Genomic DNA, 26,037 nt, shown 5'->3' with positions numbered 1-26,037 from the left:
AAGCAGTTGGTCAAGCAGTAGGCGTCAGGTGGGAGTTGCTGCCGCCGGACAGGGTCGCGACGTTCTCGCCGAGTACGAATCCGGGGTCGATCTGCGCCGCCAGGTCGGCCCCGGTGCGCTCGTTGCCCCAGGACTGGGCGTTCTTCAGATGGAAGTGCACCATCTGGCGGGTGTAACGCTCCCAGTCCCGCAACTCGTACGTGGCGTCCAGGGCCGTGTGCAGGCGGCGCAGCGCGAGCTGATTGGCGTCCTCCAGGAGTTCGAACCGGGGCGGGCGGCCCTTCTCCATGGCGCGCACCCAGTTCGAGTGCCCGACAGTCACCAGCAGGTCGTCGCCGACCTCGGCGCGCAGGAAGTCGAGATCGTCCTGCCCCTGCACCTTGTTGCCGACGACCTTCAGGATGATGCCGAAGTCGCGGGCGTACTCCTTGTACTGGCGATAGACGGAGACCCCCTCCGGGTCGGCTCGGCGACGAGGAACGTGATGTCGAAGCGGGTGAACATGCCGGAGGCGAAGGAGTCCGAGCCCGCAGTCATGTCGACCACGACGTATTCGTCAGGGCCGTCCACCAGGTGGTTCAGGAACAGCTCCACCGCCCCGGTCTTGGAGTGGTAGCAGGCGACGCCGAGATCGGAGTCCGTGAAGGGGCCGGTGACCATCAAACGGACGGCGCCGCCGTCGAGTTCCACCGGCCGGGCGCAGGCGTCGTACACCGCATTGCTCTCGCGCACCCGCAGCAGTCGCGACCCGTCGCCCGGCGGTGTCGTCTTGATCATCGTCCGCGCGGAGGCGATCCGCGGATTGGAACCGCGCACGTAGTCCTTGATCAGCGACAGCCGCTCGCCCATCGCGGGCAGTGCCGCGGCCTCCCTGTCGTCGAGGCCCAGCGCGGCTCCCAAGTGCTGGTTGATGTCGGCGTCGACGGCGACGATGGGCGCGCCGGTCGCGGCGAGGTGGCGGATGAACAGGGAGGACAGGGTCGTCTTGCCGCTGCCACCCTTCCCGACGAAAGCAATTTTCATGTTCACAAAGGGTAGTCGAGCGATAGCTGTACGTGGCATGCGGGCGTGAAGAAGGCCACTCGATCGTGGGGTGCGTGCCCTGGTTGCGTAGTGTCGTACTCATGAGTACGACAGGCGCGTCCGCCGATCCGCTCGCGACTCTCGGTTCCCTGCCCGGTGTGCCCGAGTCCGTGGAGTCCGTGCGTAAGTCCGTGGACCGGGTGTACGGGCACCGGATCATGCGGCGCCGCAGCAACGAGATCACCGCCGAGGCGGCGCTGCGCGGCGCCCGCGGGTCCGCGTCGCTGTCCGGGGCCGACTGGGCGCTGGAAGAGGTGCGCCGGCGTACCGACTTCAGCGGTGACGACGAGGCGCGCGCTGTGGGCGCCTCCCTGCGGCTGACGGCCGAGGCGGGGCAACTGCTGTCCATCTGGCGGCAGTCGCCGCTGCGGGTGCTGGCCAGGCTGCACCTGGTGGCGGCGGCAAGCAAGGACGACCGGGTCGGACGGCCCCGGCAGGAGGGCGAGTCGGTCGATGAGCCGCTGGTCGAGCTGCCGCTGCCGAACGCGGCTGAGGTGCATGGCCGACTGGAGGGGCTGTCCGAGCTGATCATCGCCGGCGGTTCGGCGCCTGCGCTGGTGGCGGCCGCCATCGTGCACGGCGAGCTTCTCGCGCTGCGTCCCTTCACCTCCCACAACGGCCTGGTCGCACGCACGGCCGAGCGCATCGTCCTGGTCGGCAGCGGCCTCGACCCGAAGTCCGTCTGCCCGGCCGAGGCCGGCCACGGCGAACTGGGCCGCGCGGCCTATCTGGCGGCGCTCGACGGGTACGTCTCGGGTACCCCCGAGGGCATGGCCGCCTGGATCGCCCACTGTGGCAAGGCGATCGAGCTCGGCGCGCGCGAGTCGACAGCTGTCTGCGAGGCGCTTCAGCGCGGCGCGGCGTGACGCACACGCGCCCGGGGCGTTGCGAGCTGCAAAGTATTGCGATGCGTAGGGCATGAAAAAAGCCCCCGAGGAGGCTCACCCCAGGGGTTTCATAAGAGTTGCGGCGGTACGAGGATTCGTACCGCCGCTGGCATGTCCACCGGGTTACCAGGCGTCCTCGATATGTTGCCCATCAGGTCGGGAACTTTGCCCGTCACCTGGTGCGGCTGGCCCGTAATCGACGGGTCGACGTCGCGTGGGTGCCCGGTGTCCATGCTCGGTCCGTGGGGCCAAATGCGTATTTAAGGTGATCCTCTCGGATGTCCTTGGTCTCGCGGGCCGTTGAGTCCTTTGTACTCCAGGACCCAACCAAGCGGAAGGCCTGGCTGCAGTTCTTTACTTTTGCTCGCAAAACGGAGACAAACGGTCATCGATATACCGGACGTGTTGCGCCCAGTCCGGGAAGCGCAGTTCAGGCGAGCGCGGAGCGGCGCCGACTCGCGTACCAGACGAGGCCCGCGGTGGCCGCCGCGGCTCCTATGGCCGCAGCTGCGACAAGGGCGGGACGCGGAGGTACGGAGAACGAAGGAATGCGCTGCTTGAGCCGGACCGGGCGATGGAAGTCGAGAATCGGCCATCCGCGCGCGAGCGCTTCACGGCGCAGCGTGCGGTCGGGATTCACCGCGTGCGGATGGCCGACGGCCAGAAGCATCGGCAGATCGGTGGCCGAGTCGCTGTAGGCGTAGCAGCGGGAGAGGTCGTAGCCCTCGGACGCGGCCAGGTCCTTGATCGCCTCGGCCTTCGTCGGGCCGTACGCGTAGTACTCCACCTCGCCGGTGAAGCAGCCGTCGTCGCCCACGACCATGCGCGTGGCCACCACGCGGTCGGCGCCGAGCAGCTCGCCGATCGGCTCGACCACCTCCGCGCCCGACGTGGACACGATCACGACGTCGCGGCCGGCCGTGTGGTGTTCCTCGATGAGGGAGGCGGCCTCGTCGTAGATGATCGGGTCGATCAGGTCGTGCAGCGTTTCGGCGACGATCTCCTTGACCTGCTGGACGTTCCAGCCGCGGACGAGCGCGGAGAGGTACTCGCGTGTGCGCTCCATCTGGTCATGGTCCATACCGCCCAGGCGGAAGACGAACTGGGCGTATGCGGTCCGCAACGCGGCCCGGCGGTTGATCAGACCGCCTTGGTAGAAGGACTTGCTGAACGTGAGCGTGCTCGACTTCGCAATGACCGTCTTGTCCAGGTCAAAGAAGGCGGCTGTGCGGGGCAAGGAGTGGTTTTCCACGACCCTGAGCATAGGTGCAGCCCATTCGGCGTAAGGTGGGCGCGTGGGTTTGCCTGAGAGGGCTCTCGGGTACACCATGGAAGTCACGGATCGTTCGCGACCGTGCTAACGCGGTCCGACTCCTCCCCCCCCGAGTCGGCCGTGGAGACGACCCCCGCTCTCCCCCCCGGCGGGGGTCGTCGCATGTCCGGGTGCATTTTCCCCTTCCGAGCGCGGCCGCAGGGCCGAGTTGAGGCGGCGGCGGCCGCCTCTTTTGCATGTCCATGATTCATCACTGTGCGTAGCGATCGCGCTGCTCTGCGGAAGTCGCACAGGGGTCGGTGCGGGGGTCACCGGTATGGGTGACGGCGATATTCACAACCGCTGAGTTGTCCACAGTTATGGACCAAGATCCACACGATTTCCGGGATCGCTGCACCGTGTTTCCAGCGCGTCCCGCTCAGGCCGACTTCATGGCCGGTCCTGGTTAGTCGGGCGCGTTTGGCCGGTTCGTATCGGCCGTTCATATGGAGGCCGCTTGCCGGTTCTTCACACGTTTGGGAATCGCGGGGCCGCAGGGCTGCGCGAGTGATGCAGCGAAGGGGACGGAAACCGTGACCGCAACCGTCACACACGATCAGCCGCCCGCCGCCTCAGGGCGGCCGGGCAAGCCGTTGATCGTCACGGAGGACGCCGATCTGCTCGACGACCTGCTGCGCCTGTGCGCCGCGGCAGGCGCCACACCGGAGGTCCACCACGGAGTGCCCGAGCCCAGGGGCAGCTGGGAGGCCGCGCCGCTCGTCCTGGTCGGCGACGACGCCGCCCGCCGTGTGCGCGGCGCCGGACGCCGACGGGGAGTGGTGCTCGTCGGCCGGGACCAGGACGACTCCGGGGTCTGGCGCCGGGCCGTAGAGATCGGCGCCGATCACGTCCTGATGCTGCCGGACGGCGAACAGTGGCTGGTCGACCGCATCGCTGACGTCGCCGAAGGAGTCGGACGCCCCGCCCTGACCGTCGGCGTCATCGGCGGACGCGGCGGGGCCGGGGCCTCCACGCTCGCGTGTGCCCTCGCCGTCACCGCAGCGCGTGAGGGGCTGCGCACGCTGCTCGTGGACGCCGATCCGCTGGGTGGCGGACTGGACGTACTCCTCGGCGGGGAGTCTGCCGACGGCCTGCGCTGGCCGGCATTCGCCGGCTCACGCGGGCGGCTCGGCAGCGGCGCCCTGGAGGAGTCGCTGCCGAAACTGCACTCCCTGCGGGTCCTGAGCTGGGATCGCGGCGACTGCGTCGCCGTCCCGCCACAGGCGATGCGAGCGGTCCTGGCCGCGGCGCGGCGTCGGGGCGGCGCGGTCGTCGTCGACCTGCCCCGCCGTATCGACGAGGGGGTCGCGCAAGCCCTCGCCCAACTCGACGTCGGGATCCTCGTGGCCCCCGCCGAACTGCGCGCCATGGCTGCTGCTCGGCAGGTGGCCTCCGCGGTCCAACTGGTCCTGCGCGACCTGCGGGTGGCGGTACGCGGACCGTACGCCGCCGGGCTCGACGACCGCGAGGTCGCCCGACTCCTGGAGCTGCCCCTCGTGGGTGAGGTGCCGGTCGAGTCGGGGCTGCTGCGGCCGCACGAGAGCAAAGATCCGCCGGGGGCGGCGGGGCGGGGGCCGTTGGCCCGGTTCTGCCGGGAGTTCTGGGAGCGGGCGTTGCTCGAGGCGAGGGTGGCATGAGTACGGCTTCGGGACTTGGACGGGGTGGCGGACGCGAGGCTGAGGCGGTGCGGGTGTCGTCCGAGAAGGCGCGAGCGGGCGGGGCGTCGGGCGTCGGGGCCCGTAGGGGTACGCCGCGATGGGCGTCGGACGGGTCTGCGGGCGAGGCGGATGAGCGGCGACTGGTGAGGCACGCGGAGCGTGGAGGTGTGGCGGGGCGGTTGTCCGACCGCATGACGGGCGGGGCTGTGGGCGGGCGGCTGTCGGACCGTACGGCGATTTCGGGCGCCGGGCGGCGGGAGGTGGCCGACACAGACGGACCGTCGGCTGTGCGGTGGGCGTCGGCCGAGGGGGCCGGTACGTCGGCTGTGCGGTGGGCGTCGGCCCAGGGAGCCGATACCTCGTCTGTGCGGTGGGCGTCGGAGGGGTCGGCAGCCGGTGCGGGCATGCCGGCGGGGCTGCTCGACGGGGTGCGGCAGTGGCTGGCCGAGAGCGGGGCCGAACCGACTCCGGCACGGGTCGCGCAGGCCCTGCGGGAGCAGGGCAGGGTGCTGGGGGACGCCGAAGTCCTCGGGGCGGCCGAGCAGTTGCGGTCAGAGCTGGTCGGAAGCGGCCCGCTGGAGCCGCTGCTCGCCGATCCGTCCGTGACGGATGTACTTGTCTCGGCGCCGGACCGGGTCTGGGTGGACCGGGGCGGCGGACTTGAGCTGACCGCCGTGTCCTTCCCGGACGCGTCGGCCGTACGGCGCCTCGCGCAACGCCTCGCTGCGGTGGCAGCGCGGCGGCTGGACGACGCGCGGCCCTGGGTGGACGCCCGGCTGCCCGACGGCACCCGGCTGCACGCGGTGCTGCCCCCGGTCGCCGTCGGCTGCACCTGCCTGGCGCTGCGTGTCGTACGGCCGCGGGCGTTCACGCTCGACGAGTTGGTCGCGGCGGGCACGGTGCCGCCGGGCGGTGACCGGGTCCTGCGGGCGCTGGTCGAGGCGAGGCTGTCCTTCCTGATCAGCGGTGGGACCGGCAGCGGCAAGACGACGCTGCTGAGCGCGCTGCTGGGGCTCGTCGGGGCGGGTGAGCGGATCGTCCTCGCGGAGGACTCGGCAGAACTCAGGCCGGACCACCCGCATGTCGTACGGCTGGAGAGCAGACCCGCCAACCAGGAGGGCGCCGGGCTCGTCACCCTCGAGGACCTGGTGCGGCAAGCGCTGCGCATGCGGCCGGACCGGCTGGTCGTGGGCGAGGTGCGAGGCCCCGAAGTGGTCCATCTGCTGGCCGCGTTGAACACCGGCCATGAGGGAGGCTGCGGGACCGTCCACGCCAACGCGGCGGCCGATGTGCCGGCTCGACTGGAGGCGCTCGGCACGGCGGCCGGGCTCGACCGGGCCGCGCTGCACAGCCAGTTGGCGGCGGCGGTTTCGGTCGTACTGCATCTCGTACGCGACCGGAACGGGCGGCGGCGGATCGCCGAGGTGCATGTCCTGGAACGGGACCCGTCGGGGTTGGTGCGCACGGTGCCGGCGCTGCGGTGGGGCGCGGCGGGGTTCGCGTCCGAGCGGGGGTGGGGGCGGCTTCGGGGTCTGCTCCGGGAGGAGGGCGATGGCGGGGCGGAGGTGTGAGGGGCGCGGGGCGTGGGGGCGTGAGGGGTGGGCGGTGTGAGGGCGGGCGGTGTGAGAGCCGCGGGACGTGAGGGCTGTGCAGGCGTGAAGGGTGCGGGTGATCCGTATGGGTGAGATGTCGTTGGGCGCGGCCGTGGCTTGCCTTGGGGCGGCGGTCTGGTTGCTGGGTGGGCGAAATTCCGGGGCGCGGCGGGCGCACCTGCTGCTCGCGGGCGGTGGGGCTGTGGGTGCCGGGCCGCCGGACTGGCGGCAGATGGCCCGGGAGCTGGGGCGACTTCGTGAGCGGTTGCGGGCCGAGTGGTGGGCGCCGGTCGCCGGGTTGGTGCTGGCCGTGCTGGGGTCGTCGGTGTTGCCGGTCGTCGCGGGGGCGGCCGGGGTGCCGGTGCTGCGGCGGGTGCGGCTGGCCCGGGAGGCGCGGCGGGCACGCGAGCGTCGGGGGGACGCGGTGATCGCGCTGTGCGGGGCGCTCGCCGGGGAGGTGCGGGCCGGGCGGCAGCCCGGTGAGGCGCTGATGCTGGCGGCGCGGGACTCCGGTGGGCTCGGTGAGGCGCAGGCCGCGGTGCTGGCGGCGGCACGGTTCGGCGGGGATGTGCCGGGCGCCCTGGCCTTGGCGGCACGGCAGCCCGGCGCCGAGGGCTTGTCGGGCCTGGCGGCGTGCTGGCGGGTGGCTGTGGACCAGGGTGCGGGGCTCGCGGCCGGGCTCGATCGGCTCGAAGGGGCGTTACGGGTTGAACGGGACCAACGTGCAGATTTGCATGCTCAGTTGGCGGGCGCTCGCTCGACGGTGGTGATGCTCGCCGGTCTGCCGGTCCTCGGTTTGCTGCTCGGGGCCGCCATGGGGGCCGAACCGTTGCGGGTGCTGCTGCATTCCGGGCCGGGGATCGGATGCCTGGCCGTCGGGGGCGTGCTGGAGGGGCTGGGGATGTGGTGGGCGCTGCGGATCGTGCGGGGAGCGGAGGCGACGTGAGGACTCGAACCGGTCGAGGGCGCGAGAAGGAGGTGGCGGAGTGAACGCGGAAGTTGTCCACAGGGTGGGGACGGCGTTGGGGGCGGTGCTGGTCGTCGGGTGGACTTTGTGGTGGTTGCTCGCGGCCCGGAACGAGAGAAGGGCCCGGCGACGGCTCGCCGAATTGATGACGACAGTCGACCTGGCGTCGAGTCGCCGGCGGTTCGACGTCCGGCGGGGGGCGCGGCGGGGACTGCCCATGGCAGCTGTCGTGGCTGCCGGTTGGGCGGTGGTCGGCGGTGTCGCCGGGTTGGCGCTGGGGTTGATCGCCGCGGGCGGGCTGTGGGCGTGGCGGCGTCGGCAGGAAGCCGTCCGCCCCGCAGAGGCGCCCGACTCCGGTGAAGTGGCAGGACAACTTCCGCTCGCGGCGGATCTGTTGGCGGCCTGCATCGCTGCGGGAGCCGCTCCGGTGATCGCGGCACAGGCCGTCGGCGAGGCTCTGGGCGGCCCCGTCGGGGACCGGCTCGCGCGAGGCGCCGCGGAAGTGCGGCTCGGCGGTGAACCGGGCGAGGCGTGGCAGCGGTTGGCCTCGTTGCCGAGGGCCGGGGCGCTGGCGCGGCTGCTGGAACGGGCCGACGTGTCCGGGCTACCTGCGGCCGGGCCGGTCGCGCGGATCGCCGCGGAGGCTCGCGCCGACTGGGCGCGCGCGGCGACGGAACGTGCCAGGCGGGCGGCCGTCATGGTGAGCGCGCCGGTGGGGCTGTGCTTCCTGCCCGCGTTCATCGCGGTCGGGGTCGCGCCGGTGGTGATCGGGCTGGCGGGCGGGGTGCTGGGAGGGGGCGGCGGGTGAGGCGGTGAGGGAGCGGGCGCGGCAGACCGCTGCGGGTCAGCAGGACATCCCACGGGTCAGCGGGACCTTCAACGGGTCAGCGGGACCTTCAACGGGTCAGCGAGAGACCCTCAACGGGTCAGCGAGACCCTCAACGGATCGGTAGCAGGACATTCAACAGCTGGTTTCAACGGAACTGAGCTCTACGGGGGTTGAGATGTACAAGGCGGTACGGGCACGGATGCGGGCCCTGGTGTGCAGGATGCGGGCGGTGCGGAGGGACGCGGGGATGGTCACCTCCGAGTACGCGATGGGGATCGTCGCGACGGTGGCGTTCGCGGTGGTGCTCTACAAGGTCGTGACGAGCGGGCAGGTCAGCGCGCAGCTGCAGGACATCGTGAAGCAGGCGCTCGATGCGCGGATGTGAGCCGAGGAACGGGAGAAGGTGGAGGAGCGGGAGGAGAAGCGAGCGGAGGCAGGGTCCGCTCGCGGTCTGGGGTGCGGACCAGGGATTCGTGACGGCGGAGTCGGCTGTCGTGCTGCCGGTGCTGGTGATGTTCGCGATGGCCTTGGTGTGGGGGCTGCTCGTGGTGGCCGCGCAGATCCAGTGCGTGGACGCCGCTCGGACGGGCGCCCGCGCGGCAGCCCGGCAGGATCCGGCCGAAGCGGTCATCAAGGTCGCCCGGGAGGCGGCACCGCGCGGCGCGACGGTCACGGTCGGCAGGAAGGGGGACGAGGTCCGCGTGGTCGTCGTGGCCAAGCCGCCGGTGCTGGGCGGCCTCCCCTTCGAGGTACGGGAGGAGGCCGTGGCGGCGGCGGAGGAGACGGTGGGGGCGGGGACATGAGAAGGGGTTGGGCAGTACGCACCGGGTCTGGCGCCGGGCAGGGCCCTGGGCGTGGGGCGGCGGCCGGTCGGCGGTCAGGGCGGGTGGCCGGGGTAGACGCCGAGGCCGACTGGGGCCAGACCCAGACCCAGCCCCAGGCCCAGCCCCAGGCCCAGACCCAGGGCCCGGGCAGGGGCAGGGGTAATGGCTGGGCCTGGGGCCGAGTGGCCCGGCGGCGCGCCGTTGCCCTGCGTTCCGATCGCGGCTCCGCCACCGTCTGGAGCGTCGGCGCCATCGCCGTGCTCTGTGTCGTCTTCGGCGTCGTACTCGCCCTGGGACAGGCCGTCACGACCCGGCACCGCGCGGCCGGCGGTGCCGATCTCGCGGCGCTGGCGGCGGCCGACCACTGGGCGGAGGGCGGTACGGCGGCCTGCGCTCGGGCGGAACGGGTGGCCGGGGCGCAGGGCGTGCGGCTGGTGCGGTGCGTGGTGGTGGGTGAGGTGTCGGATGTGACGGCGGCGTCGGGTCGGGGGCCCTTCGCGGCGGAGGTCAGGGCGCGTGCGGGGCCGGAGGGGCCCGCTGAGCCGACTCGGGCGTCCCTACTGCCGGGGACTCAGCCGTTAGGCCCTGAGGGGAGGGACCGGTTGACGGGGAGTCCGCAGAATCTCCTTGAGGGCACCGGCCGGCCGACACCGCCTCCCTGACCGGTTACGCAGCCACCGACGGCTCCCCCTGCCACCAGGGGTGGGGCAGGCTCGCTCCCGCCCGGTTCGGGACGGACTCGCCCTCTGGGGCCGGGGACTGGCTCTCCCCTCCGGTGCGGGACAGCCGCGCACCCGGGGCCTGGGGTCCGAGGCCGGGTCCGGGGTCCGAGGCCGGGTCCGAGGCCGGGTCCGGGGTCCGAGGTCCGAGGCCGGGTCCGCCGTGAGGGCCCGGGGCAGCCTCCGCCTACCCGTCCGTGACAGCTCACCTTCCCGATCCGCAACGACAGCAGCCCCAGCCTGTTCCGCGGTGGCGTCCCCCTCCCGCTCCAAGGCAACCTCCCCGTCCCCGCCCCGGCCGGACCCATCACCGTCACCCAGGCCAGGCGGCCCGGCCTCATCCAGGCGAGGCGCCGCGCCTTCACCACGGCGAGGCGCCGCGCCTTCACCACGGCGAGGCGCCGCGCCTTCACCCCGGCCAGGCGCCGCGCCCTCACCACGGCGAGGCGCCGCGCCTTCACCCCGGCCAGGCGCCGCGCCCTCACCCCGGGCCGAACCCCCGCCCTCACCCACCCCAGCCTCCGCCGTCTCCACCATCTCCTCCGGCGCCCCCCGCAACAGCACAGTGAGCAGCCGCACCGCCCCCGCTTGTGCAGCGGATCGTTGCCGTTGCCGCACTTGGGGGACTGGATGCAGGACGGGCAGCCGGCGTCGCACTCGCAGGAGGCGATGGCCTGGCGGGTGGCGGTGAGCCAGCTGCGGGCGGTGTGGAAGGCGCGCTCGGCGAAGCCCGCGCCGCCGGGGTGGCCGTCGTAGACGAAGACCGTCGGGAGCAGCGTGTCGGGGTGCAGCGGGATCGAGACGCCGCCGATGTCCCAGCGGTCGCAGGTCGCGAAGAGGGGCAGCAGGCCGATCGAGGCGTGCTCGGCGGCGTGCAGGGCGCCGCCGAGGATCTCCGGGTTGATCCGGGCCTCGTCCAGCTGGTCCTCGGTGACCGTCCACCACACTGCGCGCGTGCGCAGCGTACGAGGAGGGAGGTCGAGTTTCGTCTCGCCCAGTACTTCGCCGGTGATCAGTCGGCGCCGCAGGAAGGAGACCACCTGGTTGGTGACCTCGACGGAGCCGTAGCAGAGGCGGCCGTCACCCCACGGGACCTCGATGTCCGTCTCCAGGACGGAGATCGCCGTAGTGTCGCGGGCGACCGTCGAGTACGACGGGGAGGCCTCCTCGACCAGGGCGACCGAGTCCTCCAGGTCGAGGGAGCGCACCAGGTACGTACGGCCCTGGTGCAGATGCACCGCACCCTCGTGCACCGTGCCGTGCGCGGCGCCCGCGTCGACGGTGCCGAGCAGCCGGCCCGTCCCGGACTCGACGACCTGGACCGGACGGCCGCCCTCGCCGCGGATGTCGGTCAGGTCGGCGGCCCTTTCCCGGCGCGTCCAGTGCCAGGCCTTCGTGCGGCGGCGCAACAGCTTCGCGGCCTCCAGCTGCGGCAACAGCGCCTCGGTCTCGGGGCCGAACAGTGCCAGGTCCTCGTCCGTCAGCGGGATTTCGGCGGCCGCGGCGCACAGGTGGGGGGCCAGGACGTACGGGTTGTCGGGGTCGAGGACCGTCGACTCCACCGGACGGTCGAACAGGGCCTCGGGATGGTGGACGAGGTACGTGTCCAGCGGGTCGTCGCGGGCGACCAGGACGGCCAGCGCGCCCTGCCCGGAGCGGCCTGCCCGGCCTGCCTGCTGCCACAGGGACGCACGCGTGCCCGGGTAGCCGGCGATCAGTACGGCGTCCAGGCCGGAGACGTCGATGCCGAGTTCCAGGGCGGTGGTGGCGGCGAGGCCTAGGAGTTCGCCGGAGTGGAGGGCCTGTTCCAGGGCGCGGCGTTCCTCGGGGAGGTAGCCGCCGCGGTACGCCGCGACACGCCGGGCGAGGGAGCGGTCGACCTCGGCGAGGCGTTCCTGGGCGATGACCGAGATCAGCTCGGCGCCGCGCCGGGAGCGTACGAAGGCGACTGTGCGGGTGCCCTGGACGGCGAGGTCGGTCAGGAGTTCGGCCGTTTCGGCGGTGGCGGTACGGCGGACGGGGGCGCCCCTCTCGCCCTGGAGCTCGGTGAGCGGGGGCTCCCAGAGGGCGAAGACCAGCTCGCCGCGCGGGGAGGCGTCGTCGGCGACCTCCACCACCGGGAGGCCGGTGAGACGGCCGGCGGCGACCCCGGGCTCGGCGGCGGTCGCGGAGGCCAGCAGGAAGACGGGAGAGGCGCCGTAGCGGGCGCACAGGCGGCGCAGGCGGCGCAGGACCTGGGCGACGTGGGAGCCGAAGACGCCGCGGTAGGTGTGGCACTCGTCGATGACGACGTACTTCAGCGCCTTCAGGAAGGAGGACCAGCGGGGGTGGGACGGGAGTATGCCGCGATGCAGCATGTCGGGGTTGGTCAGGACGTAGTTGGCGTACTGGCGGATCCACTCGCGTTCCTCGAACGGAGTATCGCCGTCGTACACGGCAGACCGTACGGAATTGCCCAGCGGATGTGAAAGTTTCTTCACCGAACGGCACTGATCCGCCGCAAGAGCCTTGGTCGGAGCCAGGTAGAGGGCGGTGGCGCCGCGTCCGTTCGGCGCCTCGGAGCCGTCCAGAAGCGTCGAGAGGACCGGCACCAGGTAGGCCAGCGACTTGCCCGACGCCGTGCCCGTGGCGATGACCACCGAGTCGCCGTCCAGGGCGTGCTCGGCGGCGAGTGCCTGGTGGGCCCAGGGATGTTCGATTCCGGCCGTCTGCACCGCGGCGATGACCTCAGCGCGGATCCGGTCAGGCCAGACGGCATGGCGACCGGCGCGCGGGGGCACATGCTCCGTATGAGTGATGCGCGAAGCCCGGTTCGGCCCCGAGGCGAGCCGTCCCAGCAGCGTGCCCGGGTCCACCCGGGACACGGGGCCCGTCGGGGATCGATCGGATCGGAGATTGTTGGCCATCGGCACCGAGTGTGTCACTGGCGTGACGGACAATGGGACCAAGGCGTCGTGCACGCCTGCCGGTAAGTGATTGAATGCCATCGCGGCTGGCGAACCGTCCTGGGGGCTGTAAGCCGAGGTGTCCTAAGGGACGACCGCTCGATAGCAAGGTGCTGGAGGATCCGTGGACCTGTCCCTGTCGACCCGTACCGTCGGCGATCGTACGGTCGTCGAGGTCGGTGGCGAAATCGACGTATATACCGCGCCCAAGCTGCGCGAGCAGTTGGTCGAGCTGGTGAACGACGGGAGTTTCCACCTCGTCGTCGACATGGAGGGCGTGGACTTCCTCGACTCCACCGGGCTCGGCGTACTGGTCGGCGGCCTGAAGCGTGTGCGTGCCCATGAGGGCTCCCTGCGCCTGGTCTGCAACCAGGAGCGCATTCTGAAGATCTTCCGTATCACCGGCCTCACCAAGGTGTTCCCGATCCACACCTCGGTCGAGGAAGCGGTAGCGGCGACCGACTGATCATCGGACCCGGGCACGCCGTACGGCGGCGTGCGCGGGTGCGCAGAAGGTGAAAGTGAAGGGGGATTGGGCTGTGGGCGGCCCGGTCCCCCGACAGCACGCCCGTAGTTCTGAGGGGGATGCATGGCCACCGTTGAACTCCGCTTCAGCGCGCTGCCCGAGCACGTCAGGACCGCCCGACTGGTGGCGGCAGCGGTGGCGCGCAGGGCCGGAGTGGACGAGGCCGTACTCGACGAGGTCAGGCTCGCCGTCGGCGAGGCCTGCACCCGTGCCGTCGGACTGCACCAGAGCGTCGGCATCACGGCGCCGGTGAAGGTGGCGCTGATCGAGGAGGAGAAACAGTTCTCCATCGAGGTCGGCGACGAGGCACCACGCTCCGTTCCCGGTGACCGGGCAGCCGGTGCCGCGGGCGGCGACGGCGAAGTGGAGGCCGAGGAGGACGAGATGGGCCTCGCGGTCATCAGCGGACTCGTCGACGACGTCGAGGTCTCCGCGGGGGAGCACGGTGGGCTGATCCGTATGACCTGGCCGACCACACCGCCGGCCGTGGTGCTCGCCTGACCGAGTTACCCACCCGTCACATCGCGAAGGGGCCCTGCTGAGCAGGGCCCCTTCGCGTTTTCTCGGAGAGCGTGCGGAATTCGTGAATAAATTCACGATCAATCTGCCGATAATTTGATCAAGTAAACGCGGGCGTCAATGGTTTTGAGGCATTAGCGCTTTCGGGTTCTGTGGCGGTACGTCGATCATTTGCTGAACGGCATGTGAAGGCTGATTCCGCTTACCGCGCTCTGTTTTGATCAGGTTCCGGTACCTAGAATCCGTCCACATCTTGAGCTCAGCCCAAGCGTCAAGGAGGACGAATGGCGGGGCTTTCTACCCCTCATCAGCTGGACCATCCCACTACCCTCGCAGCCGCAGTGCTGACGGACGACAACCGGATCATCATCACGATCATCGGCGTCGTCGCGCTGGCAGCGCTCGTGGTCGCCGGAGTCCTGGTGCGCCAGGTGCTCGCGGCGGGCGAGGGCACCGAGAGCATGAAGAAGATCGCGGCCGCGGTCCAGGAAGGCGCCAACGCCTATCTGACCCGGCAGCTGCGCACGGTCGGCGTATTCGCCGTCGTCGTGTTCTTCCTGCTCCTGCTGCTGCCCGCGGACGACTGGAATCAGCGCATCGGCCGATCGGTGTTCTTCTTGATCGGCGCCGCGTTCTCGGCGGCCACCGGTTATATCGGCATGTGGCTCGCCGTGCGCAGCAATGTGCGCGTTGCCGCAGCCGCGCGGGAAGCGACCCCGGCGGAGGGTGAGCCGGAAAAGGATCTCACCGCCGTCTCGCACAAAGCCATGAAGATCGCTTTCCGTACCGGCGGCGTCGTCGGCATGTTCACGGTGGGGCTCGGTCTGCTGGGCGCCTCCTGTGTGGTGCTGGTGTACGCGGCCGACGCGCCGAAGGTGCTCGAAGGATTCGGTCTCGGTGCCGCGCTGATCGCGATGTTCATGCGTGTCGGCGGCGGCATCTTCACCAAGGCCGCCGACGTCGGCGCCGACCTGGTCGGCAAGGTCGAACAGGGCATTCCGGAGGACGACCCGCGCAATGCCGCGACCATCGCCGACAATGTGGGCGACAACGTCGGCGACTGCGCGGGCATGGCGGCCGACCTCTTCGAGTCGTACGCCGTGACCCTGGTCGCCGCGCTGATCCTCGGGTCGGCGGCGTTCGGTGACTCCGGGCTAGCCTTCCCGCTGATCGTGCCCGCGATCGGCGTGATCACCGCGATGATCGGCATCTTCGCGGTGGCACCGCGCCGCAGCGACCGCAGCGGCATGACGGCGATCAACCGCGGGTTCTTCATCTCCGCGGTGATCTCGATCGTGCTGGTCGCGGCCGCCGTCTTCATCTACCTGCCGTCGTCGTACGCCGACCTCGACGGCATCACCGACGCGGCCATCGCGGCCAAGGACGGCGATCCGCGGATCCTCGCGCTCGTCGCCGTGGGCATCGGCATCCTGCTGGCCGCCGTCATCCAGCAGCTGACCGGCTACTTCACCGAGACCAACCGCCGCCCGGTCATGGACATCGGCAAGACCTCGCTCACCGGTCCGGCCACCGTCGTCCTCGCCGGTATCTCGATCGGTCTCGAATCGGCCGTCTACACCGCCTTGTTGATCGGCCTCGGCGTCTACGGGGCGTTCCTGCTCGGCGGCACGTCGATCATGCTGGCGCTGTTCGCGGTGGCGCTGGCCGGCACCGGTCTGCTCACCACGGTCGGCGTGATCGTCGCCATGGACACCTTCGGTCCGGTCTCCGACAACGCGCAGGGCATCGCGGAGATGTCCGGCGACGTCCAGGGCGCGGGCGCCCAGGTGCTCACCAACCTGGACGCGGTCGGCAACACCACCAAGGCCATCACCAAGGGCATCGCCATCGCCACCGCCGTCCTGGCGGCAGCGGCGCTCTTCGGGTCGTATCGCGACGCCATCACCACCGGCGCGCGGGACGTGGGCGAGAAACTCAGCGGCGAAGGCGCGCCGATGAACCTGATGATGGACATCTCGCAGCCCAACAACCTCGTCGGCCTGATCGCCGGTGCGGCGGTCGTGTTCCTCTTCTCGGGGCTCGCCATCAGCGCCGTGTCGCGGTCGGCGGGTTCCGTGGTGTACGAGGTGCGGCGGCAGTTCCGTGAGCGCCCCGGGATCATGGACTACACGGAGGAGCCGGAGTACGGCAAGGTCGTCGACATCTGCACCAGGGATGCCCTGCGCGAGCTCGCCACGCCCGGACTGCTCGCCGTATTGGCGCCCATCTTCATCGGGTTCACGCTCGGGGTCGGTGCCCTGGGCGCGTTCCTGGCGGGCGCGATCGGTTGCGGCACGCTGATGGCGGTGTTCCTCGCCAACTCCGGTGGCGCGTGGGACAACGCCAAGAAGCTCGTCGAGGACGGCCACCACGGCGGCAAGGGCAGCGAGGCCCACGCCGCGACGGTGATCGGCGACACGGTCGGCGACCCCTTCAAGGACACCGCCGGTCCCGCGATCAACCCGCTGCTGAAGGTGATGAACCTGGTCGCACTGCTCATCGCGCCCGCGATCATCCAGTTCAGCTACGGCGAGGACAAGAACGTCGGGGTACGGGTCGTGATCGCCGTACTCTCGCTCCTCGTGATCGTCGGCTCGGTGTACGTCTCCAAGCGGCGCGGTATCGCGATGGGTGACGAAGGCAACGCCGACAGGGTGGCCAAGCCGGCCGATCCTGCGGTGGTTTCATAGGCGGTCTTACGACGGCCCAGCTCAAGATGCGGGCGGGCGGCGCGCGTTGGCGTGCCGCCCGCCCTCCTTGTGTCCGTTCACGCCCTAGCCGTGACCCTTCTCTCACATGGTGTAAAAACCTGGATAACGTCATGAATGCCGCATTCTGCGCGCAGCCGCCTCCCGGCATCCGTGTAAGGTCCGTTGGCCGAGAGCCACGGAAGGGACCAAACCGGTGAACAAGAAGCTCACGGCCGCACTGTCCGGCGGTGCGGTGCTGCTGCTGGCGCTGACGGGATGCACGAGCGACGAGGGCAACCCGGAGCTGGACGCCTGGGCCAAGAAGGTCTGCGACGCGGTGCCGGCGCAGAACGCCAAGATCTCGGCGGCCTACGTCGCGATCACCAAGGCGGCCAAGGACACCACCAGCACGCCCAAGGAGCTCCAGCAGGCCGATTCCGAGGCCTTCCAGGACCTTGCCGACGGCTACAAGGCGCGCGCGACCCTCATCAGCAACGCCGGTGCGCCTCCCGGGGTCGAGGACGGCGCGAAGGTCCAGCAGGACGTCGTCAAGAAGCTCACCGCCCTGTCCGGGGCATACGGCGACCTGAAGAAGCGGGTCGACGGCCTGGACACCAAGAACCAGGCGAAGTTCGCGTCCGGCCTGAAGGACGTGTCCGCCGAGATGAAGCAGGTGGAGACCCAGCGCAAGAGCGCGGTCAAGGCGCTGAAGACGCTGGAGTCGGGCGACACCAAGAAGGCGCTCACGTCCCAGGAGGGCTGCAAGCAGGCCGCCGCGGTGACCGCGTCGGCCGGCGCCGCCGGCAGCTGAGCCCCTCCGCGCGCGGGCGCGGGTCACAATGAGGGCGTGAGTGACTCCAGCCTGCCTGCCCTGCCCGCCTCCGACCGCCACGATGTCGCCGCCCGGCTGCGGGAGGCCCTGCTCGGGGCCTCCTTCACCGCCGACGGGTTGCTCGAACTGCTCGGCGCGCCCGCGTACGCGGCGCTCGCGCGCAGCGAGACCGTGCCCGCGCTCCGGGCGACCCGCGGCGACACGCCCCTGGAGGCGCTCGTACGGCTGTTCCTGTTGCAGCAGCCCGTCCCGCACGCGCGCGTGGCGGGCGTGCTGCCCGTGGACGCGTGCCTGGAGAGCGGGTGGCTGGTCCGGGTCGGCGCGAACCCGGCCGCATCCGGGGACCCCGGCGACGACGTCGCCGCAACCGTCGACGTACGGCCGTACGGCGGGCCCGCGGGCGAGGACTGGTTCATCGTGTCCGACCTGGGGTGCGCGGTCGGCGGTGCCGGTGGCATCGGCAGCAAGGACCAGGGTGTCGTCCTCGGCGTCGGCGGCGCGTCCACGACCCTCGCAGGCATCACCGTACGTACGCCCGTCTCCTCTGCCCTCGACCTCGGGACCGGTTCCGGAATCCAGGCCCTGCACGCCGCGCAGCACGCCACGCGCGTGACGGCGACCGACCTCAACCCGCGCGCGCTGCACATCACCGCGCTCACGCTCGCGCTGTCCGGCGCCCCGGCCGCGGATCTGCGGGAGGGTTCGCTGTTCGAGCCGCTCAGGAACGGTGAGACGTACGACCTGATTGTCTCGAACCCGCCTTTCGTGATCTCGCCGGGCGCGCGGCTGACGTACCGCGACGGCGGGATGGGCGGGGACGATCTGTGCCGGTCGATCGTTCAGGGGGCGGGGGAGCGGCTGAGCGAGGGCGGGTTCGCGCAGTTCCTCGCCAACTGGCAGCACGTGGAAGGGGAGGACTGGCAGGACAGGCTGCGGTCGTGGGTGCCGCGCGGGTGCGACGCGTGGATCGTGCAGCGCGAGGTCCAGGACGTCTCGCAGTACGCCGAGCTGTGGCTCAGGGACGCCGGCGACCACCGGGGTGACGCGGTCCAGTACCAGGCGCGCTACGACGCGTGGCTGGACGAGTTCGAGGCACGCAAGGTCAAGGCCGTGGGGTTCGGGTGGATCACCCTGCGCAAGACGTCGGCCGCCGTGCCCGCGATCACGATGGAGGAGTGGCCGCACCCGGTCGAGCAGCCGCTCGGGGAGACGGTCCGGGTGCATTTCGACCGGCTCGACTACCTGCGTGCCAACGACGACGCGGCCCTGCTGGAGGCCCACTTCAGGCTCGTCGCCGAGATCGTGCAGGAGCAGATCGGGATGCCCGGCGCCGAGGACCCGGAGCACGTGGTGCTGCGACAGCACCGCGGCATGCGCCGGGCCACCCAGGTCGACACGGTCGGCGCGGGCTTCGCGGGCGTGTGCGACGGCTCGCTGAGCGCGGGGCGCATTCTGGACGCCATCGCCCAGCTCATGGGCGAGGACCCGGTGCTGCTCCGCGACCGCACGCCCGCACAGATCCGGCTGTTGGTGGAGCAGGGCTTTCTCGAGCCGACCAGGTCATAGGCACAGCTGGCACAGCTCGTGCGTCCGGCGAAATGATCAGCAAGAAGGGTCCCGGCAACGCCCTCGAGCCGTGCAGCATCAAATTCGAGTCGATCTTCGTGCCGGGTCCGGGAGAGATCATCCAGGGTTCATCCAGCGCTGGAACGCAGACGTGGGTCCAGGACTGAGACCAGAGAGGGCCGTGGGCCTCATGGGCCTACGAGCCCCTTCTGGGGGGCTTCGGGACGGCTGAGTCCACCGGGGGCGGAAGTCCACAGGTGCGTCGGTTCCTCGTTCACCTCAGGTTCTCCTGTACGCCGTCCGTGCGTGCCAGCCTCGCTGGGCTGGGCGCATAATGACGGGAGAAAAGGGGCAAGCGGACCATGGATACGGGACCGGCGCTCTTCGCCGGGGTTGTGTTCGCTCTGTTCGGAGGCGGGCTGCTGGCCTGGACCGTGGTCCGGGTGCGGCAGCGTCAGCCCGTCGCTCAGGGTGTGAGTCCCGTCGCATCGGCGACGCTCGCGGGCCTTGTCTCGGTGATCGCGCTGATCATCGGAACATGGTGCTTCACCCGACTCTGAGAACGGCCCGGGAGCTGGGCGGCCGGTAATTGGGAGGCCCTGTTCCGGAAAGGCTCGAAAAGGCCGGTGGGCAGTCCGGGCGGCAGGAATGGCGGAAGTCGGGTTACCGTTCGAGTGGCCGTTGCGGGCTTTTCCCGTTTGACAACCGGGCGGGATGTACCGTCACACTCCGCAGCGTCACCACCACCCGACCCCGGGATCCAAGCGACCCTGGGGAGGCCCCAGCGTCGACCGGAGAGAAGAGCGAAGTTGTCCCCGACCAGCGAGACCGCACAGGGCGGCCGCCGACTCGTCATCGTCGAGTCGCCTGCCAAGGCGAAGACGATCAAGGGCTACCTGGGCCCCGGCTACGTAGTCGAAGCGAGCGTCGGGCACATCCGCGACCTTCCGAACGGCGCCGCGGAGGTGCCGGAGAAGTACACCGGCGAGGTCCGCCGCCTCGGCGTGGACGTCGAGCACGACTTCGAGCCGATCTATGTCGTCAACGCCGACAAGCGCGCCCAGGTCAAGAAGCTCAAGGACCTGCTCAAGGAGTCCGACGAGCTCTTCCTCGCCACCGATGAGGACCGCGAGGGCGAGGCCATCGCGTGGCACCTCCAGGAAGTGCTCAAGCCCAAGGTCCCGGTCAAGCGGATGGTCTTCCACGAGATCACCAAGGCCGCGATCCAGGCCGCCGTCGCCAACCCGCGCGAGCTGAACCAGAAGCTGGTCGACGCCCAGGAGACCCGCCGCATCCTCGACCGCCTCTACGGCTACGAGGTCTCGCCGGTCCTGTGGAAGAAGGTCATGCCGCGTCTGTCGGCCGGCCGTGTCCAGTCCGTCGCCACCCGGCTCGTCGTGGAGCGGGAACGCGAGCGCATCGCGTTTCGTTCTGCTGAGTACTGGGACCTGACGGGCACCTTCGCGACCGGCCGCGCCGGGGACTCGTCGGACCCGTCGTCGCTGGTCGCCCGCCTTCAGACCGTCGACGGCAGGCGGGTCGCGCAGGGCCGCGACTTCGACTCCCTGGGACAGATCAAGAGCGCGAACACCCTCCACCTCGACGAGGCGAACGCCCGCGCCCTCGCCGCCGCCCTGGAGAACACGCAGTTCGCGGTGCGCTCCGTCGAGTCCAAGCCGTACCGCCGCTCGCCGTACGCCCCGTTCCGTACGACGACGCTGCAGCAGGAGGCCAGCCGCAAGCTCGGCTTCGGCGCGAAGGCCACGATGCAGGTCGCGCAGAAGCTGTACGAGAACGGCTACATCACGTACATGCGTACGGACTCCACGACGCTGAGCGACACGGCCGTCGCTGCGGCCCGCGCCCAGGTCACGCAGCTCTACGGCGCCGACTACCTGCCGTCGGCCCCCCGGACGTACGCCGGGAAGGTCAAGAACGCGCAGGAGGCGCACGAGGCGATCCGCCCCTCCGGTGACCGCTTCCGCACGCCGGCCGAGACCGGGCTGACCGGCGACCAGTTCAAGCTCTACGAGCTGATCTGGAAGCGGACGGTCGCCTCGCAGATGAAGGACGCGACCGGCAACTCGGTCACGGTCAAGATCGGCGGCAGGTCGGCCGACGGGCGGGACGTCGAGTTCAGCGCGTCCGGCAAGACGATCACCTTCCACGGCTTCCTGAAGGCCTACGTCGAGGGTGCCGACGACCCGAACGCCGAGCTGGACGACCGCGAGCGTCGCCTCCCGCAGGTCGGCGAGGGCGACGCGCTCAGCGCCGAGGAGATCACGGTCGACGGGCACGCCACCAAGCCCCCGGCCCGCTACACCGAGGCGTCGCTGGTCAAGGAGCTGGAGGAGCGGGAGATCGGCCGCCCGTCGACGTACGCGTCGATCATCGGCACGATCCTCGACCGCGGCTATGTGTTCAAGAAGGGCACGGCCCTGGTGCCGTCCTTCCTGTCCTTCGCCGTGGTCAACCTCCTGGAGAAGCACTTCGGGCGGCTCGTCGACTACGACTTCACCGCCAGGATGGAGGACGACCTCGACCGCATCGCCCGCGGCGAGGCCCAGTCCGTGCCGTGGCTGAAGCGGTTCTACTTCGGCGAGGGCACCCACAACGGCGGCGCGGCCGAGGCCGGCAACGGCGACGGGGACCACCTCGGTGGCCTCAAGGAGCTGGTGACCGACCTGGGCGCGATCGACGCGCGTGAGGTGTCGTCGTTCCCGGTCGGCAGCGACATCGTGCTGCGCGTCGGCCGCTACGGCCCGTACATCGAGCGCGGCGAGAAGGACTCCGAGAACCACCAGCGGGCGGACGTCCCCGAGGACCTGGCCCCGGACGAGCTGTCCGTGGAGCTCGCGGAGGAACTGCTCGCCAAGCCGAGCGGTGACTTCGAGCTCGGTGCCGACCCGCAGACCGGCCACCAGATCATCGCCCGTGACGGCCGATACGGCCCGTACGTCACCGAGGTGCTCCCCGAGGGCACCCCGAAGACCGGCAAGAACGCCGTGAAGCCGCGTACGGCCTCGCTGTTCAAGTCGATGGCGCTCGACACCGTGACGCTGGAGGACGCGCTCAAGCTGATGTCGCTGCCGCGGGTCGTCGGCAAGGACGCGGAGGGCGTGGAGATCACCGCGCAGAACGGCCGCTACGGCCCGTACCTGAAGAAGGGCACGGACTCGCGCTCGCTGCAGGCCGAGGAGCAGCTCTTCACGATCACGCTGGAAGAGGCGCAGGCGATCTACGCCCAGCCCAAGCAGCGTGGCCGCGCGGCCGCCAAGCCGCCGCTGAAGGAGCTGGGCACCGACCCGGTCAGTGAGAAGCCGGTCGTCGTCAAGGACGGTCGCTTCGGGCCGTACGTCACCGACGGGGAGACCAACGCGACCCTGCGCTCCGGCGACAGCGTCGAGGAGATCACCCCCGAGCGCGGCTTCGAGCTGCTCGCCGAGAAGCGGGCGAAGGGGCCCGCCAAGAAGACGGCGAAGAAGGCTCCCGCGAAGAAGGCGACCGCCAAGAAGGCCGCCCCGGCCAAGAAGACGGCCGCCAAGAAGACCGCGGCGAAGAAGACGACGACGGCTGCGAAGAAGACGACGGCCAAGAAGACGACCGCCAAGAAGGCGACGGCTTCGAAGTCGGCGAGCGAGGACTGAGCCGCCGCCTCCGCGAGGAGCGATCGGTCTTCGTGAAGTCCAACCGGGCTGTCACGGGGGCCGATTGAGGGTCCGGTTCCTCACTTCCGGTTCGCAAAACGAACGCCTCGGCATCAGTTTGGTGTCGGGGCGTGCGTACGTTCGGGCGGGAGCGCCGGGCTGTCGGTGGGTCCCGATAGGCTGAAAGCATGACGCGAGCCGACCAGCCAACGGCCCACCACCCCGCCCCCGACGACGCCCTGGCCGCGGACTCCCGCGAGCGTGCCGTCCGCGCCCTGCTGCGCCGACCGCAGCTCAAGCGGCTGTGGAGCGCGCAGCTGGTAGGGGGTGTCGGCGACATCCTCGCCCTCCTGGTGCTGGTGCTGCTGGCCCTTCAGGCGGCGATCGCCGAGGGGTCGTTCGGCGGCGGATACCGGGGCGTGGCGTTCGCAGTGGCGACCGTCTTCGGGGTGCGCATCCTGGCGACGCTGCTCTTCGGCGCCGTACTCCTCGGCCCCCTGACCTCGCTCACCTCCCAGGACGGCCCGCTCGACCGGCGCTGGACCATGGTCGGCGCGGACGGACTGCGGGCCGCCATGCTGATCGTCGCCCCCCTGTGGATCGACTGGACGCCGGACAATGCACTGGCCCTCCTGCTCGTCACGGTCTTCGTCACCGGCGTCGCCGAGCGCTTCTGGACCGTGTGCCGGGAGAGCGCGGCGCCCGCGCTGCTGCCGCCCCCGCCGCCGGAGGGCGCGACCGTACGGCCGCTGCCGGACCACTTGGACGCCCTGCGCCGCCTGTCGCTGCGTACGGGCTTCGTGGCGATCCCGCTGGCTGCCGCGGCGCTTGTCGTCGCGGCCCTGCTGAACAACCTGCTCGGTACCGGTCTCGACTGGTTCGAGCAGCACCAGGCGGCTCTCGCGTCGTATGTCGCGGCCGGTCTGTTCGCCGCCTCCCTGTCCGTGCTGACCTTCCTGGAGCTGCCGGACACGCGCACCCCCCGCGCGCGGTCGCCACTTGAGGGGCTGCGCCGTCCGAAGACCGGCACGGGCGTCGACAAGGGCCGTACCGGCGCGATCCCGCTGCTGGTGACGGCGTGCGCGGCAGTCGCCGGAGCGGTGTCCGCCGTGGTCGCCGTGTCCGTGCTGCACGCCAAGGACCTGGGCGGCGGCCCGGTGCTGTACGGCCTGCTGGTGCTCCTGCTGACCGGCGGCGTGGTCGTCGGCATCCGTACGGCGCCCTCCGTGCTGCCCTCGCTGTCGCGGCGCCGGCTGCTGGCGCTGGTGATCGCCTTCACCGGCGTCGCGCTGCTGGCCGCGGGACTCGTCCCGGACGTCACCACCGTGCTGCTGATCGTCGCGCTGGCCGGGGTCGGCGCGGGCGTGGCCGCCAACACCGGGCACACCCTGCTCGACCAGGAGGCCGAGGAATTCCGGCGCGCGCGCACGACGGAGCATCTGCACGCGGTCGTACGGGTCTGTGTGGCGCTCGGCGCGGTGATCGCGCCGCTGGTGGCCGCGCTGATCGGTCCGCACCGGCTGGAGAGCGGCAAGTTCGTCTTCGCGCACGGCGGTGCGGCGTTCACGCTGATGCTGGTCGGCGCGCTGCTGCTGCCGGTGGCCGTGCTGGTGCTGGCCAAGGTCGACGACCGCTCCGGGGTGCCGCTGCGCCACGACCTGAGGGACGCGCTGCTCGGCGGGGACGACCCCGAGCAGGTGCCCGCGACGGCCGGCTTCTTCATCGCTCTGGAAGGCGGCGACGGCGCCGGGAAGTCCACCCAGGCCGAGGCGCTCGCCGAGTGGATCCGCGGCAAGGGCCACGAGGTCGTCGTCACGCGCGAGCCGGGGGCGACGGCGGTCGGCAAGCGGCTGCGGTCGATCCTGCTGGACGTGTCCAGCGCGGGCCTGTCGCACCGGGCCGAGGCGCTGCTGTACGCGGCGGACCGCGCGGAGCACGTCGACACGGTGGTCCGGCCCGCGCTGGAGCGCGGCGCGGTCGTGATCTCGGACCGGTACGTCGACTCCTCGGTCGCCTACCAGGGGGCGGGCCGTGACCTGTCCCCGACGGAGATCGCCCGGATCAACCGCTGGGCGACGAACGGACTCGCGCCGCATCTGACGGTGCTGCTGGACGTCTCGCCGGAGATCGCCCGCGAGCGGTTCACCGAGGCGCCGGACCGGCTGGAGTCGGAGCCGGCCGAGTTCCACGCGCGCGTGCGCTCCGGATTCCTGACGCTGGCCGCGTCCGACCCCGGTCGGTACCTGGTGGTGGACGCGGGCCAGGAGCCCGAGGCCGTGACGACCGTCATCCGGCACCGGCTCGACCAGCTGCTGCCGCTGTCGGAGGCGGAGATCCAGGCGCAGGAGGAAGCGCGCCGCAAGGCCGAGGAGGAGGCCCGCCGCAAGGCCGAGGAAGAGGCCGCCCGTAAGGCCGAGGAGGAGCGCCTGGAGCGTGAGCGCCAGGAGCAGCTCGCCCGGCTGCGGGCCGAGGAGGAGGAGCGCAAGCGGCGCGAGCTGGAGGAGGCGCAGCGGCGCGAGGCCGAACGGCAGGCGGAGGAGGCCCGGCTGCGGGCCGAGGAAGCACGTCGAAGGGCCGAGGAGGAGCGGCAGCGGCTCCTCGCGGAGGAGAAGGTACGCGCCGAGGAGGAAGCGCGCCGCAAGGCCGACGAGGAACGCCGCCGCAAGCAGGCCGAGGAAGAGGCCCGGCTGCGGGCCGAGGCGGAAGCGGTCCGCCTGGAGAAGCAGCGCAAGGCGGAGGAAGCCTTGCTGCGGGCCGAGGAGGCTCGGCGCCTGGCCGAGCAGGCGGCTGCGCAGGCCCAGGCGGGCCCGAAGCCGGCGGCGCCCGCTGGCGGGGCTGCTCCTGGGGACGCGTTGACGGTGCCGACGCCGGTCGTTACGCCGGGGCAGGCACCGGGCGGGACCCCGGACGAGACGACTGTGCTGCGGCCGGTGCGGGATGAGGAGCGGCGGGGGACGGGCGATGAGGGCGCTTCGAGGGACCGTGCCTCCGGTGGCTCTGCTTCCGGTGACCGTTCCTTCGGCGGCCGTGCCTCCGGGGAGTCCGAAGCCGAGGTGACGGCGAAGCTGCCGCAGCCGCCGGCGCCGTCGGGAGCGGCTGACGAGACGGCCGTGCTGCCGCCGGTGGCGCCCGGTGCCGCCGATGAGACCGCTGTGCTGCCGCCGGTTCCTCCGGGGGCGGCGGATGAGACTGCGGTGCTGCCTCCGGTGTCGGGGGAGTCCGCGGATCGGGTCCCGCCGGGGTACTTCCGCGAGGAGGAACGCACACGCGAGATGCCTCAGGTCGACGAGGCCGGAGCGCCGCGGCGAAGGGCTCGGTCCGACTGGGCCGAGGAGACGCCGCTGGATGATCTGCCCACGCTGGCGGATGAGCTGCTGGGGCCGCACGAGGACGAGGACGGGGGCCGGGGGCGGCGGCGCTGAGGTCGTTGGTGTTGAGGTC

Annotated in this window: 17 protein-coding genes and 2 pseudogenes; 16 read left to right on the top strand and 3 right to left on the bottom strand. The window is 71.2% G+C overall.

All coding sequences use genetic code 11. The annotated features are described in order from the left end of the window. Nucleotides 1–10: 10 nt before the first annotated feature. Nucleotides 11–1,023 (bottom strand): annotated as a pseudogene (locus OHO27_RS18300) (nucleotide-binding protein). Between the two features lie 101 nt (nucleotides 1,024–1,124). Between OHO27_RS18300 and OHO27_RS18295 the strand changes: the two are divergent. Beyond that, nucleotides 1,125–1,949: an oxidoreductase gene (locus OHO27_RS18295; protein WP_328425228.1), complete on the top strand. Its 825-nt coding sequence runs from the start codon at nucleotides 1,125–1,127 to the stop codon at nucleotides 1,947–1,949. Between the two features lie 451 nt (nucleotides 1,950–2,400). Here the strand turns inward: OHO27_RS18295 and OHO27_RS18290 are convergent, their stop codons facing one another. Beyond that, the gene (locus OHO27_RS18290) at nucleotides 2,401–3,234 is read right to left on the bottom strand and encodes an HAD family hydrolase (protein WP_328425226.1); all 834 of its coding nucleotides are present in this window, start codon (nucleotides 3,232–3,234) and stop codon (nucleotides 2,401–2,403) included. A gap of 581 nt (nucleotides 3,235–3,815) precedes the next feature. Between OHO27_RS18290 and ssd the strand changes: the two genes are divergently transcribed. The 7 genes from ssd (at nucleotide 3,816) to OHO27_RS18255 (ending at nucleotide 9,814) form a co-directional block, all read left to right on the top strand. After that, nucleotides 3,816–4,919: a septum site-determining protein Ssd gene (gene ssd, locus OHO27_RS18285; RefSeq protein ID WP_328425224.1), complete on the top strand. Its 1,104-nt coding sequence runs from the start codon at nucleotides 3,816–3,818 to the stop codon at nucleotides 4,917–4,919. 425 nt (nucleotides 4,920–5,344) lie between these two features. Next, nucleotides 5,345–6,511, top strand: a complete 1,167-nt coding sequence (locus tag OHO27_RS18280) for a TadA family conjugal transfer-associated ATPase (RefSeq protein ID WP_328425222.1) — start codon at nucleotides 5,345–5,347, stop codon at nucleotides 6,509–6,511. A gap of 106 nt (nucleotides 6,512–6,617) precedes the next feature. Further along, nucleotides 6,618–7,478, top strand: coding sequence for a type II secretion system F family protein (locus tag OHO27_RS18275; protein ID WP_328425220.1), 861 nt, complete (start codon nucleotides 6,618–6,620; stop codon nucleotides 7,476–7,478). A 40-nt stretch (nucleotides 7,479–7,518) separates the two neighbouring features. Then, nucleotides 7,519–8,307: a type II secretion system F family protein gene (locus tag OHO27_RS18270; RefSeq protein WP_328425218.1), complete on the top strand. Its 789-nt coding sequence runs from the start codon at nucleotides 7,519–7,521 to the stop codon at nucleotides 8,305–8,307. 196 nt (nucleotides 8,308–8,503) lie between these two features. Continuing rightward, a complete protein-coding gene (locus OHO27_RS18265; RefSeq protein WP_328425216.1) occupies nucleotides 8,504–8,713 on the top strand; it encodes a DUF4244 domain-containing protein in 210 nt (69 codons plus the stop codon). A gap of 88 nt (nucleotides 8,714–8,801) precedes the next feature. Continuing rightward, nucleotides 8,802–9,131, top strand: a complete 330-nt coding sequence (locus OHO27_RS18260) for a TadE family type IV pilus minor pilin (protein ID WP_443059559.1) — start codon at nucleotides 8,802–8,804, stop codon at nucleotides 9,129–9,131. A 203-nt stretch (nucleotides 9,132–9,334) separates the two neighbouring features. Beyond that, nucleotides 9,335–9,814: an Rv3654c family TadE-like protein gene (locus OHO27_RS18255; protein WP_328430477.1), complete on the top strand. Its 480-nt coding sequence runs from the start codon at nucleotides 9,335–9,337 to the stop codon at nucleotides 9,812–9,814. A gap of 591 nt (nucleotides 9,815–10,405) precedes the next feature. On the opposite strand, the pseudogene OHO27_RS18250 reads toward OHO27_RS18255, so the two are convergent. After that, a pseudogene (locus OHO27_RS18250) lies at nucleotides 10,406–12,858 on the bottom strand (DEAD/DEAH box helicase); the annotation flags it as partial. Between the two features lie 82 nt (nucleotides 12,859–12,940). Here OHO27_RS18250 and bldG point away from each other — a divergent pair. The 8 genes from bldG to tmk all read left to right on the top strand — a co-directional run bounded on the left by bldG (nucleotide 12,941) and on the right by tmk (nucleotide 26,018). Then, nucleotides 12,941–13,282, top strand: coding sequence for an anti-sigma factor antagonist BldG (gene bldG, locus OHO27_RS18245; protein WP_003975386.1), 342 nt, complete (start codon nucleotides 12,941–12,943; stop codon nucleotides 13,280–13,282). Between the two features lie 123 nt (nucleotides 13,283–13,405). Next, a complete protein-coding gene (locus OHO27_RS18240) occupies nucleotides 13,406–13,843 on the top strand; it encodes an ATP-binding protein (RefSeq protein ID WP_328425211.1) in 438 nt (145 codons plus the stop codon). A 302-nt stretch (nucleotides 13,844–14,145) separates the two neighbouring features. Then, entirely contained in the window at nucleotides 14,146–16,551 is a 2,406-nt protein-coding gene (locus tag OHO27_RS18235; RefSeq protein WP_328425209.1) for a sodium-translocating pyrophosphatase, read from the top strand. A gap of 214 nt (nucleotides 16,552–16,765) precedes the next feature. Further along, a complete protein-coding gene (locus OHO27_RS18230; protein WP_328425207.1) occupies nucleotides 16,766–17,362 on the top strand; it encodes a small secreted protein in 597 nt (198 codons plus the stop codon). Nucleotides 17,363–17,398: 36 nt separating this feature from the next. Beyond that, on the top strand, nucleotides 17,399–18,949 hold the full coding sequence (locus OHO27_RS18225; protein ID WP_328425205.1) for a class I SAM-dependent methyltransferase: 1,551 nt from the start codon (nucleotides 17,399–17,401) through the stop codon (nucleotides 18,947–18,949). 362 nt (nucleotides 18,950–19,311) lie between these two features. After that, a complete protein-coding gene (locus OHO27_RS18220; protein WP_328425203.1) occupies nucleotides 19,312–19,509 on the top strand; it encodes a hypothetical protein in 198 nt (65 codons plus the stop codon). 249 nt (nucleotides 19,510–19,758) lie between these two features. After that, nucleotides 19,759–22,596, top strand: coding sequence for a type I DNA topoisomerase (gene topA, locus OHO27_RS18215; protein ID WP_328425201.1), 2,838 nt, complete (start codon nucleotides 19,759–19,761; stop codon nucleotides 22,594–22,596). A 188-nt stretch (nucleotides 22,597–22,784) separates the two neighbouring features. Continuing rightward, nucleotides 22,785–26,018, top strand: a complete 3,234-nt coding sequence (tmk, locus tag OHO27_RS18210) for a dTMP kinase (RefSeq protein WP_328425199.1) — start codon at nucleotides 22,785–22,787, stop codon at nucleotides 26,016–26,018. The last annotated feature ends 19 nt before the right edge of the window (nucleotides 26,019–26,037 follow it).

The sequence above is a fragment of the Streptomyces sp. NBC_00443 genome, assembly GCF_036014175.1.
Lineage (GTDB): Bacteria > Actinomycetota > Actinomycetes > Streptomycetales > Streptomycetaceae > Streptomyces.
Note: the sequence above shows the minus strand (reverse complement) of the source record. Positions and strands in the feature narration are given on the sequence as shown.

What these genes read in the sequence shown, in the direction of transcription:
- OHO27_RS18235 (WP_328425209.1), top strand. Translation starts at nt 14,146, where the DNA reads ATGGCGGGGCTTTCTACCCCTCATCAGCTGGACCATCCCACTACCCTC.
- OHO27_RS18275 (WP_328425220.1), top strand. Translation starts at nt 6,618, where the DNA reads ATGGGTGAGATGTCGTTGGGCGCGGCCGTGGCTTGCCTTGGGGCGGCG.
- tmk (WP_328425199.1), top strand. Translation starts at nt 22,785, where the DNA reads ATGACGCGAGCCGACCAGCCAACGGCCCACCACCCCGCCCCCGACGAC.
- OHO27_RS18220 (WP_328425203.1), top strand. Translation starts at nt 19,312, where the DNA reads ATGGATACGGGACCGGCGCTCTTCGCCGGGGTTGTGTTCGCTCTGTTC.
- OHO27_RS18280 (WP_328425222.1), top strand. Translation starts at nt 5,345, where the DNA reads ATGCCGGCGGGGCTGCTCGACGGGGTGCGGCAGTGGCTGGCCGAGAGC.
- OHO27_RS18290 (WP_328425226.1), bottom strand. Translation starts at nt 3,234, where the DNA reads ATGCTCAGGGTCGTGGAAAACCACTCCTTGCCCCGCACAGCCGCCTTC.
- OHO27_RS18295 (WP_328425228.1), top strand. Translation starts at nt 1,125, where the DNA reads ATGAGTACGACAGGCGCGTCCGCCGATCCGCTCGCGACTCTCGGTTCC.
- OHO27_RS18240 (WP_328425211.1), top strand. Translation starts at nt 13,406, where the DNA reads ATGGCCACCGTTGAACTCCGCTTCAGCGCGCTGCCCGAGCACGTCAGG.
- OHO27_RS18265 (WP_328425216.1), top strand. Translation starts at nt 8,504, where the DNA reads ATGTACAAGGCGGTACGGGCACGGATGCGGGCCCTGGTGTGCAGGATG.